This is a genomic window from Rhizorhabdus phycosphaerae (assembly GCF_011044255.1).
GTDB classification, from domain to species: Bacteria; Pseudomonadota; Alphaproteobacteria; order Sphingomonadales; family Sphingomonadaceae; genus Rhizorhabdus; species Rhizorhabdus phycosphaerae.
In genome coordinates, this window is the sequence record NZ_CP049107.1 from 116,186 (window position 1) to 127,285 (window position 11,100).

11 protein-coding genes are annotated in these 11,100 nt (G+C 66.0%); 6 read left to right on the forward strand and 5 right to left on the reverse strand.

Annotated features, from left to right (window positions below; translation table 11 throughout):
* Positions 1 to 6 precede the first annotated feature (6 nt).
* Entirely contained in the window at positions 7 to 834 is an 828-nt protein-coding gene (locus G6P88_RS00615) for a hypothetical protein (protein ID WP_226946668.1), read from the reverse strand.
* A 309-nt stretch (positions 835 to 1,143) separates the two neighbouring features.
* Here G6P88_RS00615 and G6P88_RS00620 point away from each other — a divergent pair, with 309 nt between their 5' ends.
* From G6P88_RS00620 to G6P88_RS00635, 4 genes are all read left to right on the forward strand, one after another.
* A complete protein-coding gene (locus G6P88_RS00620; RefSeq protein ID WP_165321358.1) occupies positions 1,144 to 1,791 on the forward strand; it encodes an energy transducer TonB in 648 nt (215 codons plus the stop codon).
* An 82-nt stretch (positions 1,792 to 1,873) separates the two neighbouring features.
* The gene (locus tag G6P88_RS00625; protein WP_165321359.1) at positions 1,874 to 2,599 is read left to right on the forward strand and encodes a MotA/TolQ/ExbB proton channel family protein; all 726 of its coding nucleotides are present in this window, start codon (positions 1,874 to 1,876) and stop codon (positions 2,597 to 2,599) included.
* A 122-nt stretch (positions 2,600 to 2,721) separates the two neighbouring features.
* Entirely contained in the window at positions 2,722 to 3,204 is a 483-nt protein-coding gene (locus G6P88_RS00630; protein ID WP_165321360.1) for an ExbD/TolR family protein, read from the forward strand.
* Between the two features lie 24 nt (positions 3,205 to 3,228).
* Complete coding sequence (locus G6P88_RS00635) at positions 3,229 to 3,657, forward strand: ExbD/TolR family protein (RefSeq protein WP_165321361.1); 429 nt, start codon at positions 3,229 to 3,231, stop codon at positions 3,655 to 3,657.
* Positions 3,658 to 3,740: 83 nt separating this feature from the next.
* Here the strand turns inward: G6P88_RS00635 and G6P88_RS00640 are convergent, their stop codons facing one another.
* Complete coding sequence (locus G6P88_RS00640; RefSeq protein WP_165321362.1) at positions 3,741 to 4,727, reverse strand: adenosine kinase; 987 nt, start codon at positions 4,725 to 4,727, stop codon at positions 3,741 to 3,743.
* A 90-nt stretch (positions 4,728 to 4,817) separates the two neighbouring features.
* Between G6P88_RS00640 and G6P88_RS00645 the strand changes: the two genes are divergently transcribed.
* Complete coding sequence (locus G6P88_RS00645; protein ID WP_165321363.1) at positions 4,818 to 5,759, forward strand: XdhC family protein; 942 nt, start codon at positions 4,818 to 4,820, stop codon at positions 5,757 to 5,759.
* Complete coding sequence (locus G6P88_RS00650; protein ID WP_165321364.1) at positions 5,756 to 6,331, forward strand: nucleotidyltransferase family protein; 576 nt, start codon at positions 5,756 to 5,758, stop codon at positions 6,329 to 6,331. The genes G6P88_RS00645 and G6P88_RS00650 overlap by 4 nt, the downstream gene beginning before the upstream one ends.
* A gap of 15 nt (positions 6,332 to 6,346) precedes the next feature.
* Here G6P88_RS00650 and G6P88_RS00655 read toward each other — a convergent pair whose 3' ends face one another.
* From G6P88_RS00655 to sthA, 3 genes are all read right to left on the reverse strand, one after another.
* Positions 6,347 to 8,842: an ABC transporter permease gene (locus G6P88_RS00655; protein WP_165321365.1), complete on the reverse strand. Its 2,496-nt coding sequence runs from the start codon at positions 8,840 to 8,842 to the stop codon at positions 6,347 to 6,349.
* Entirely contained in the window at positions 8,839 to 9,525 is a 687-nt protein-coding gene (locus tag G6P88_RS00660; RefSeq protein WP_165321366.1) for an ABC transporter ATP-binding protein, read from the reverse strand. The genes G6P88_RS00655 and G6P88_RS00660 overlap by 4 nt, the downstream gene beginning before the upstream one ends.
* Positions 9,526 to 9,617: 92 nt before the next feature.
* Positions 9,618 to 11,087: a Si-specific NAD(P)(+) transhydrogenase gene (gene sthA, locus G6P88_RS00665; protein WP_165321367.1), complete on the reverse strand. Its 1,470-nt coding sequence runs from the start codon at positions 11,085 to 11,087 to the stop codon at positions 9,618 to 9,620.
* Between the last annotated feature and the right edge of the window lie 13 nt (positions 11,088 to 11,100).

Consider the following 11,100-nt stretch of genomic DNA (forward strand, 5'->3'; position numbering starts at 1 on the left):
CCTGCCTCACCGGGCTATAGTGCGCCCGCAGGGGCCGAGCTGCTTCAGCACGAAGGCATAATCCTCCCGCACGGCCTGTGCGTCGGCGGCGCCGAGCGAAGTCGTGCTCCGTTCGGGCATTGCAGACGGCAGGAAGCAGGAAAGGCGATACCAGAGGAGCGAATTGGGTGCTGGAGCGGAAGCGCTGTCGTCGACCATCTCGCCCAGCGCTACGGCCCATTGCGGCTGCTCGCCCGGTCGCCGCAGGATCGTCAGAGAGATCGGCCGATCATTAGGCGTCGTCAGGAAGATCTGGGATTCGCTCTCGCCGGGGATGGCGCCAGGCACGTGGAATGCGTTGCCGACCCCTTTGATCACCGGAGGAGCGGTGGGCGCCGTCGCCTCGGTGAGAATCGACCGCAGAAGCGATTCGGTCCCCTGCGTCCAGTCGACCTGAGAATAAGGTGAAGTGAGGCGAAGCTCCTGAGGACGTTGCGGAACCCGATTTCCAAAAACCACCACGCGGTTTTTTTTCAGCTTGGGCGCGCGGCCTCGGTCATCAAGCGGTAGGTCCACGATATAGCTTACTGTGCCCGGCAAACCTTCCGCGCCGCGCAACAACATCGCGGTCTGTGCTTCGATCAAAAAACGGGCATGACCTGCCTGCAAACCGGGCGCGAGATCACCCTTGAGGCGCTCGGCCTTGGTGATCGTCACCCCCGCCACGACCTGCGCCGACAGGGCGAGATCCGCAAAATCGGCATAGGAAAGCTGCCGGATTCCGGCGCCCGCCGACACCTGCGTCGACGGCATGACGGACTGGGCATGTGCCCCCGAGAACGGCATTGCAGTCATCGACAAAGCAATTATCATGCCAGCGGTGAATCGTGATCGCGTCATGCAGTCCATACGCATGGTATGCTCCGTGGTTCCGGCGGATGTGAAGCGGTGGATAGCGTTGTTCGAGCCGCCCCGTCACGCCCGAAAAGGGCATCCAATGCGCCGTTTCGCTTATTGCTTCCGTCGAACTGTCGCGATAAGGACACACCTCCGCTAAATATTATAACTATGTCTGGCGGGTGAAGGGCCGGGCGCTAATGGCACTCCCATTGGTGCGTGCCGGTACAATTGCTGGCTTTGGATTGGAGGGAGTGTCGTTCCTTAATGGCTTATGGCGATCAAACCCTTAGCACCCGCAAGGTGGTGTCGATTGGGCTGGTGGTCCTGCTCCATGCAGTGATCGGATATGCCTTCGTCACCGGGCTTGCGTATAACGTCGTCAAGAAGGTCGCGCGCGACCTTAAGACGTTCGACGTCGTAGAAGAGGCGCCTCCGCCTCCGGATCAGCCGCCGCCTCCGCCGCCGGAGACCAAGATCGAGCCGCCGCCCGTCGTGGCGCCGCCTCCGATCGTCCAGGTGGCCCCGACCGTCGCTCCGCCGATCGTGTCGGTTCCGGTTGCTCCGCCGCCGGTCATCACGCCGGCCGCTCCGCCCGCGCCTCCGCCTCCGGCGGTTTCGCGTCGGGGTGAACCGCGTGGCACCCCGGGCGAGTGGGTTACCCCCGAGGATTATCCCTCTGCCGATCTCCGCGCCGAAAATCAGGGCACGACCAGCTTCGAGCTGGCTGTCGGCCCCGATGGCAAGGCGACCAATTGCTCGGTGACGAACTCGAGCGGCTTCCCGTCGCTTGACCAGAAAGCTTGCCAGATGTTGTTGCGCCGGGCGCGTTTCAAGCCCCAGCTCGACGGCAATGGCCAGCCGATGGCGTTCACCTACCGCAATCGCGTTCGCTGGCAGATCCCGAGGGATTGAGCTTTTGTCGGGCTGACCCGGCGGGTGGCCCGACGTCTACGACCGGATACAACAGACAGTTTCAGAGAAGGAAATTCAGTTTATGGCTAGTCCCGCAGCCGAAGGTTCGAACCCGTATGGCCTGATGGCCGCTCTGGAGCAGGGCGGTACGATTGCCTGGGCGACCTTCCTCATCCTCGTCGTCATGTCGGCGGCTTCGTGGTACATCATGTTCACCAAGCTGCTCGAGCAGCAGAAGATCCTTAATCAGGCGAAGAAGGCGCGCGTGTCCTTCTGGTCGGCCCCCAGCCTGAAGGACGGCCAGGCGAAGCTCGAGAAGAACTCGGCTTATCGTCAGATCGTTGACGACGGCATCCTCGCTCAGGAACAGCACACCAAGCTGACCGACCCGGTCGACCAGCATGAGTGGCTGACCGGCTCGCTGATGCGCAGCCAGGGTCTGATCAACTCGAAGCTCGGCAACGGTCTCGCGGTGCTCGCTACCGTCGGTTCGACCGCTCCGTTCGTCGGTCTGTTCGGTACCGTTATCGGCATCTATCGCGCGCTCATCAAGATCGGCGCTGCCGGTCAGGCCTCGATCGACGCCGTCGCCGGCCCGGTCGGTGAGGCTCTGATCATGACCGCGCTTGGTCTGGCCGTGGCCGTTCCGGCCGTGCTTGGCTACAACTGGCTGATCCGTCGCAACAAGGTCGTCGCTGAGCAGCTCTCGGCCTTCTCGACCGACCTGCACGGTTACATGGTTTCGGCCGGCGCCGTTAAGCCGGCGACCACGGTCAAGGCCGCTCCGGCCCCGGCCGTCAAGAAGTAATCGACCGACGTCCAGGGCGGGAGCCACGTGCTCCCGCCCACGTCTCGAAAGACGTCTGGCCCAGGGAACGGCGAACGAGCCGGACCTTCATCGGGTCGAGCAAGTAGATAGGATTAGTGCCGATGGCCATGAGTGCCGGCCCCGCCGAAGACGGCGCCCCTATGTCGGACATCAACACGACGCCGCTCGTCGACGTCATGCTGGTGCTTCTGATCATCTTCCTCATCACGGTTCCGGTCGTCATTCAAACGGTGCCCGTCAAGCTTCCGAGCGTCGTGTTCGAACCCACGACGACGAAGCCCGAGAACGTCGCGCTCTCGGTGCGTGCGGCGCCTGACGGCTCGTGCGAAGTCTACTGGGGGCTCACCAAGGTGAACTCCTCGGAACTGATCGACCGTGCCGTGGTCAAGCTGCGCAAGGAAATCGACAAGCAGGGCGGCCCCAACGCTCCCGGCCTCGAACTTCCGGAAGTGCATATCCGTGGTGACGTGAACACGCCCTATCGCTGCATCGGCGGTACGGTGTTCGCGATGCAGCGCGCCGGGTTCACCCGCGTGGGCTTCATCTCGGAACCGCCGGCTGGCTTCGCCAGTCCGCGCCTCTAAGCCCGCTTACAAGGAGTAGTCATCATGGCAATGTCAGCGGGAACTGCCGAAGGCGAACCGATGATGGACATCAACACCACGCCGTTGATCGACGTGATGCTGGTGCTCCTGATCATGTTCATCATCACCATTCCGATCCAGACCCATGCGGTGAAGCTCGACCTTCCGGTCGACAGCGGTCCGACTAACCCGCCGCCGGTCGATCCGATCAAGAACAAGGTCGTGATCACGCCTACGGGCGAGGTTCTCTGGAATGGTTCGCCGATCGATCTGGTGCGTCTGCGCCAGTATCTCGACATCACCCAGACGATGAACCCGGTCCCCGAGCTCCACCTGGAGCCGGACGCCCAGGCTCGCTACGATCTGGTCGATCGCGTTCTCGCGGTCACCAAGCGGGCCCAGGTCGAGAAGATGGGCTTCGTCGGCAACGAGAAGTACGGCAACGCTTTCTAAGCGTTCCAACCTCTCCAAACGAATTAGGGCGGCCCTTTGGCCGCCCTTTTTTGTTGCCTTCCAATTCGGAGGGATAGCCGGGCTCAGTCGAGCCCGGCATATTCGCGCAGCGGTGTTTCTGGACGCGCACCGAAATGCGAGATGACCTCTGCGGCCGCCAGTCCCGCAATGCGGCAGCATTCGGCAAGCGGTAGCTCCTGCGTCAGCCCGTAGAGAAAGCCTGCGGCATAGAGATCACCGGCCCCGGTGGTGTCGACCACCCGCTCGACATGCGCGGCGGGGCTTTCGACCCGTTCGTCGCCCCGGATCGCAACCGACCCCTGCGCGCTGCGGGTGACTGCGGCGATCTCGACCATCGGCTTGAGCTGTTCGATAGCCGCATCGAAATCCTCGACCTGGAACAGCGCGAGCAGTTCGCTCTCATTGGCGAAGAGGATGTCGATCCGGTTGGCGATCAGGTCGAGAAAGTCGGCGCGGTGACGCTCGACGCAGAAGGCGTCGGACAGCGACAGCGCCACTTTCCGGCCGGCGGCGTGCGCCACGTCGGAAGCACGGTGGAAGGCCTCCTTCGCGTGGGGCTCGTCATAAAGATAGCCTTCGAGATAGGTGACCTTCGCGGCGGCCACCATCTCGGTATCGATGTCGTCGGCATTGAGGTTCACGCACGCACCGAGATAGGTGTTCATCGTGCGTTCGGCGTCCGAGGTCACGAAGATCATGCAGCGTGCGGTGGAGGGGCCGTCGGTCGCCATCGGCGTCGTGAAGCGAACGCCGGCGGCGAGCAGGTCGTGCCGATAGGCAGCGCCGAGCTCGTCCTGCTTGAGCTTGCCGATATAGCCGCATTTCGCGCCCAGCGATCCCAGCCCGGCGATGGTGTTGCCGGCCGAACCGCCCGATGCGCGGGTGACGGGGCCCATCGCGGCATAGAGCCGCTCGGCGGTGTCCTCGTCGACCAGCGTCATCGCGCCCTTGGCGAGATTCTGCTGGGTGAGGAAGCTGTCGTCGGCATGGGCCAACAGGTCGATGATGGCATTGCCGATGCCGACGACATCGAGGGTGGCGTCCGTCATTCAATATCCTTGCTTTGGGCAGGAGCCTGCGTGATGAGAAGGGGATTCCATGCCCCGCAGCCCTGCTGCGGGCAACCCCCCGACGGACCCATGCTAGACGAACTTGATGAACTTTTGACCAAGGCGCTCTCCTGGCGGGAGCAGGGCCATGGCGTGGCGATCGCGACCGTGGTTCAGACCTGGGGCTCCGCCCCGCGCCGCCGGGGATCGCATGCGGTCATTCGCGAAGACGGACTGTTCGAAGGCTCGGTAAGCGGCGGCTGCGTCGAGGGTGACGTGCTCGTCGCCGCACAGGCGCTGTTGGCGGCGGGTGGTGGCTTCGAACGGCGCGACTATGGCGTGCAGGATGACAATGCCTGGACCTTCGGCCTGGCCTGCGGGGGCAGCATCGAGATATTGATCCAGACCGTCGACGATGCCCATATCCCGGCCGCCCTTCTTGCGAAGCTGCGGGACGAGCGAAGGGCCGGTCGGGCGGTGACCGTGTCGAGCGATCTCGTGACAGGCCTGTCGAGCATTGTCGATCAGGTGCAGGAACCGGCGGAAGATTACTTCGTGAACGTCTATGCGCCGCCTCTGCGCATGCTGATCGTCGGGGCCGTCCATGTCAGCCAGCAGTTGGTGCCGCTGGCCCGGCAGCTCGGCTATCGGGTCCATGTCGTCGATCCGCGCGACAGCTTCGCAGCCGCCGAACGCTTCGTCGGAATCGACGTCGACACGCGTTGGCCTGATGAAGCCTTCGAAGAGTGGAAGCCGGACAGCGCGACCGCGATCGTGACGTTGACTCATGATCCCAAGATCGACGATCCCGCGCTTGAGGCGGCGTTGCGCAGCGAGGCATTTTATATCGCCGCGCTCGGTTCGCGGCGCACCCATGCCAAGCGGGTCGAGCGTCTTTCAGCCAAAGGCTGGGATGACGACGCGCTGGCAAGAATCGACGGCCCGGCCGGAATCGCAATTGGCGCGGCGACCCCTGCGGAAATCGCGCTTTCCATCCTCGCGGGTGCGACGGCCGCCTTGCGCCGGGCGTGATCGTCGGGGCGATCCTGCTGGCGGCAGGAAGCGCCCGCCGGATGGGCGACGACAAGCTGCGCATGGATCTGGGAGGCAGGGCGCTGATCGCCCATGGCCTGGAGACGCTGATGCGTCCGACAGTCGATTCGATCCTGGCCGCCGTCGCGCCTGGCTCGTCGATCGCTCCGTTGCTGGAAGGGCGCGCCATGCTGGTCGAGGTGGCGGATCACGCCGAGGGCATGGGCCGTTCGCTCGCTGCCGCAGTGGCCGCGATTCCCGCGCACTGGGACGCCGTTCTCGTCGCGCTGGCCGACATGCCCTTTGTCCGTGGCGATACGATCGACCGGCTTGTGGAGCATGCATCGCCAGATACGGTCGTCCGCCCACGCCATGCGGGACGACCCGGAAATCCGGTCCTGTGGGGGAGGTCGCATTTCCCCGCACTCGCGGAACTGCGTGGCGATGCGGGCGGGCGCTCCCTGCTGGGCGACAGGGTGCCGCTGCTGATAGACTGCGACGACCCGGGGATCCTGTTCGACGTCGACACGCCCGAAGCCCTGGCCGAGGCGCGAGCGCAGCTGCGCGGCTGATCCTCGCCGCTCGGCTCAGAGCGAGCGCAGCGCCTGCGCCGGGCGGGCGTTGAGGATCGGCAGCGATCCGGCGAGACCGATGCCCAGGGTCCCGACCGCCCCCACCAGCAAGGTGACCGCGACGAGACCCCAGTCGGGCGCCCAGGCGAGCTCGAAGATTTGCGTGACCACATACCATCCGGCGAGGCTGCCCGCCCCGAGCGCGAGCAGCGCGATCACGGCGGCAAGGAGAGCGTATTCGATCGCCTGTGCCAGCAATATCTGGGTCCGGCTGCCGCCGAGCAGCTTGAGCAGCACCGCGTCATAGAGCCGGGCGCGCCGCGACGCAGCGATGGCGCCGATCAGCACGGCGATGCCTGCGGCGAGGGTAACCGCTGCCGCCGCACGGATCGCGGTTGCGAGCTGGCCGAAAATCTCGCCAACCTGTCCGGCGACGTCCTTGACGCGGATCAGGGATACGGCGGGGAAACCGCCGACGACCGCGCGGCTGACGGCGGCTTCGCGCGCATCGGGCAGAGCGATCGTCGCCATATAGCTGTGGGGCGCACCCTCGAGCGCGCCGGGCGCGAAGACGATGCCGAAGTTGAATCCCATCCTCTCCCAGTTGATCCGGCGGATAGAGGCGATGCGTGCGTCCATCTCCACGCCGAGGATCGAGAAGCCCAGGCTGTCCCCGGGCTTCAGGCCGAGCGCCTTGGCGGCCTGTTCGTCGATCGAGACGAGTGGCGGCCCCGCATAGTCCGCCGGCCACCAGGAGCCCGCGACGATCTCATTGCCTTCGGGGAGGCGGGCGGCATAGGTCAGGCCCCGGTCGCCATTGAGGATCCACGCCCCCTTGGGCAGCGGCTTCAGAGCGGTGACGGGGGTCCCGCGCACGCTGGTCACTGTGCCGCGCAGCGACGGCACGGTAACGATCGTCGCGCCGGGCGCCTGGCGCTCCACGGTGGAGCGGAAGCGATCCAGTTCGTCGGTGCCGATATCGAGCGCGAAGAAATTGGGCGCGGTCCGGGGCACCGTCTGCTCGATCTGATGGGTGAGGTTCGACTGGATGATCGCCATCATCGCGAAGAGCGTCAGACCCAGGCCCAGCGCGACCACCAGCCGGTCGGTCTGGGCCGCGGGGCGGTGGAGATTGGCGACGGCGAGACGCAGCAGCATATGGCGTGAACGCGGCAGCTTGCGCGCGACGAATCGAACGAGGCGGCCGACCACCCAGAGCAGGCCGAACAGGGCAGCCGCACCGGCCAGGAAGCCCGCGCTCAACTCCGGTTGCCGTGCGGTCGCCACAGCCAATGCGGCAATCGCCGCGCCGGCGCCGATCATCAGGACCAGAACCCGCCAGCCGGGCAGGCCGAAGGGCTCGATCCTCGCGCGGAATATCTCCGCGGGGCTCACCCGGCCGGCGCGGCTGAGCGGCGCGAGGCTGAAGAGCAGGGCCGCCAGCAGGCCATATAGCGCGCTGATCGCCAGGGGCAGGGGAAACAGCGCCAATTTGGGGGCGACAGGCAGCGCATCGCCTGCGACCCAGCCGACCACCGCCGGCACTGCCGCACCGATGACGAGCCCTCCCGCCACGGCGCCGAGCGAGACGATGGCGACCTGCAGCAGATAGATGCGGACGATCAGCGCAGAGGAGGCCCCGACGATCTTCAGCGTAGCGATCGACGTGCGGCGCTGGTCGAGCCAGGAGGCGACGCCATTGCCCACGCCGATCCCCGCCACGATGAGCGCGGTGAGCCCGACGAGCGTCAGGAACTGGCCGAGCTGGTCGACGAAGCGCCGGAGGCCGCGCGCCGCGTTGGTGCGGTCGCTGACTTCCCAGTTCGCCGCATGATAGCGGGTGTCGAGCTGCTCAGAGCGCGCGCGGACGTCGCGATCGTCTGAGAGCCTTATGCGGTAGCGGGCGGTAAAGAGGCTTCCGGGCTGGAGCAGGCGGGTTGCGTCGAGCGCCTCGCGCGACAGGAGGATCGTTGGTCCGAAGGCGAAGCCCTCCCCGACGCGATCGGGCTCCTGGTCGATCAGCCCCGCTACCCGCAGACTGGTTTCGCCGACCCGGATGCTGTCGCCTATCTTCAGCGACAGGCGCTCGGCGAGGGCGGGGGCCACGATCGCGTCGCGGCCAGTCGGGCGTTGCGCCAGCGCCCCGGCCTGGGCGGTGAAGCGCCCGTAGAGCGGCCAGGGGCGGTCCACGCTCTTGAGCTCGGCGAGCACCGAAGCGCCTGCATCGGCGCGGGAGGCCATGGCACGCAGCCGGATCGACTCGGACGTTGGGCCATAGGCGGCGAAGGCGGCGCGCTCGCCTGCGTCGGCTTCGCGCTGCGCCACGCGCATCTCGATGTCACCACCCAATATCTCGCGCCCGCGCCCGTCCAGCTCGGCGGTGATGGCGGAGGCCAGGCTGCCGACTCCGGCAAGCCCCGCTACCCCGAGGAAAAGGCAGAGGATGAGAAGGCGCAAACCCTTCAGGCCGCCCCGCATGTCGCGGAGCGCGAGCCGCCATGCCGTCGTCATGCGGCGCGGCGGTCGGTGACGATCGCGCCGTCGCGCATCTCGATCACCCGCGCGCAGCGGGCGGCGAGGGCGGGATCATGCGTGATGACGAGGAGCGTGGTGCCGGTCTCGCGCTGGCGGGCGAAGAGCAGGTCCATGATCGCCTCGCCGGTGGCAGCGTCGAGATTGCCGGTCGGTTCGTCGGCGAACAGCAGTCCGGGGCGGGGCGCGATAGCGCGCGCGATGGCGACGCGTTGCTGCTCGCCGCCGGACAGCTGCGCCGGATAATGGTCGCAGCGATGACCGAGGCCGACCGCCTGCAATTCTTCGCGGGCTCGGTCGAATGCAGCCGGCTCGCCCGCCAGTTCGAGCGGGACCGCGACATTCTCGAGCGCGGTCATCGTGGGCAGCAAGTGAAACGCCTGCAGGATGATGCCGATCCGACCGCGCCGCGCTGCGGCGAGCGCATCCTCGTCGAGCGTGCCGAAATCCAGCCCATCGATCAGCACCGTGCCCGAATCCGCTCGCTCCAGGCCCGACAGGACGGACATCAGCGACGATTTGCCCGAGCCAGAGGGACCAAGCAGGGCGACCGTGTCGCCCCGGTCGATGCGAACATCGATCTGCCGCAATATCTCGACGCGCGCAGGAGGCTTGCCCAGCGCGAGAGTGACGGCGCTGGCGTCGATGATGGCGGAGTTCATGCGGCTGTCGGATCCCTGGACGCTGTCCGACTCAACATGTGGCGCCCACCGGCGCAGATCAATGGCAGCGGCGAAAAAAGGGCCGATTGCCCTCAGGCGGCACGCGGCCCCTCTACGGCGATACGCTGCAATTCAGGGAGCGCCAGCTCCAGTGCGCTTTGCATGTGGTCGTCGCAGCGCGGCATCCTGTTCCAGGCGTCGAGCGCGGCGATCTTATAGGCCTCGGCGAGCGTCGGATAATTGAAGGTGTTCTCGACGAAATAGTCGATGGTGCCGCCCAGGTTGAGCACGGCCTGGCCGATGTGGATCAACTCGGTCGCGCTCTCGCCGATGATGTGGACGCCCAGGAGCTTGCGGCTCTCCAGCGCGAAGATCATCTTCATCATGCCCGACTGCGTGCCCATGATATGGCCCCGCGAGGTTTCGCGGAAGCGTGCGATGCCGCATTCATAAGGAATGCGGCGATCACGGACCTCCTGCTCTGTCAGGCCGACGGTGGAGATTTCGGGCACCGCATAGATACCATAGGGAAAATAGGCGGGGGCGGGAGGCATCGGCGCGCCGAAGGCATGGCAGGCAGCGATGCGGCCCTGTTCCATCGAAGTGGAGGCCAGGCTGGGAAAGCCGATGACGTCGCCGGCCGCATAGATATGCGGCACCGACGTCTGCAGAGACGCCGGATCGACTTTCAACCGGCCGCGGCTGTCGGCTTCGAGCCCGCAGCGGTCGAGCTGCAGCGCAGCCGTGGCTCCGATGCGGCCTGCGGCATAGAGCAGCATCTCCGACCGGATCCGGCGGCCGTCTTCGAGAATCGACACGGCCCAGCCCTTCGCATCGATCTCGACGCGATCGAGCTTGGCACCGAGCCGGATCGCCATGCCGCGATCGCGGAGCTGGTGGACGAAGTCGTCGATGATCTCGCGATCGACGAAGTCGAGGAACGTGTCGCGCGGCTCGATCAGCGTCACGGGGACGTCGAGCGCCGAGAAGATCGTCGCATATTCGATCCCGATAACGCCAGCGCCGATGACCGTCAGGCTGCGCGGGATGGCCGGTTCGGTGATCAGGTCGTCGCTGTCGAGGATGTTGGTGCCGTTGAACGGGATCGACGTCGGGCGAAAGGGCATGGTGCCGACCGCGATCAGGATCTTCTCACCTTCGACCAACTGGACCTCGCCCTTCGGTCCGGTGACTTCGATTTCGTGCGGCCCCCTGAAGCGCGCGGTGCCCTCCATGGTGCGAACGCCGTTGCGGGTGAACTGATGCTCGAGCACGTCGATCTCATGGTCGAGCGTCATCTGCAGCCGGGCGTTGAGGTCCTTGCCCTCTATGTCCTTCTTGACCCGATAGGCGCGGCCGTAAAAGCCACGCTCGCGCCAGCCGGTAAGGTTCAGCACCGTCTCACGCAGCGTCTTCGACGGGATGGTCCCGGTGTGCACCGACACGCCACCGACCCGGTAGCGGTTTTCGATCACCAGGGTCGACTTGCCCAGCTTCGCGGCCTGGATGGCGGCGCGGCGACCCGCCGGTCCGCTGCCGATGACGATCAGTTCGTAGCGCATGTGATCGCTCCTC

What these genes read in the sequence shown, in the direction of transcription:
- G6P88_RS00630 (WP_165321360.1), top strand. Translation starts at nt 2,722, where the DNA reads ATGGCCATGAGTGCCGGCCCCGCCGAAGACGGCGCCCCTATGTCGGAC.
- sthA (WP_165321367.1), bottom strand. Translation starts at nt 11,087, where the DNA reads ATGCGCTACGAACTGATCGTCATCGGCAGCGGACCGGCGGGTCGCCGC.
- G6P88_RS00640 (WP_165321362.1), bottom strand. Translation starts at nt 4,727, where the DNA reads ATGACGGACGCCACCCTCGATGTCGTCGGCATCGGCAATGCCATCATC.
- G6P88_RS00645 (WP_165321363.1), top strand. Translation starts at nt 4,818, where the DNA reads ATGCTAGACGAACTTGATGAACTTTTGACCAAGGCGCTCTCCTGGCGG.
- G6P88_RS00635 (WP_165321361.1), top strand. Translation starts at nt 3,229, where the DNA reads ATGGCAATGTCAGCGGGAACTGCCGAAGGCGAACCGATGATGGACATC.
- G6P88_RS00625 (WP_165321359.1), top strand. Translation starts at nt 1,874, where the DNA reads ATGGCTAGTCCCGCAGCCGAAGGTTCGAACCCGTATGGCCTGATGGCC.
- G6P88_RS00660 (WP_165321366.1), bottom strand. Translation starts at nt 9,525, where the DNA reads ATGAACTCCGCCATCATCGACGCCAGCGCCGTCACTCTCGCGCTGGGC.
- G6P88_RS00615 (WP_226946668.1), bottom strand. Translation starts at nt 834, where the DNA reads ATGACTGCAATGCCGTTCTCGGGGGCACATGCCCAGTCCGTCATGCCG.
- G6P88_RS00620 (WP_165321358.1), top strand. Translation starts at nt 1,144, where the DNA reads ATGGCTTATGGCGATCAAACCCTTAGCACCCGCAAGGTGGTGTCGATT.
- G6P88_RS00655 (WP_165321365.1), bottom strand. Translation starts at nt 8,842, where the DNA reads ATGACGACGGCATGGCGGCTCGCGCTCCGCGACATGCGGGGCGGCCTG.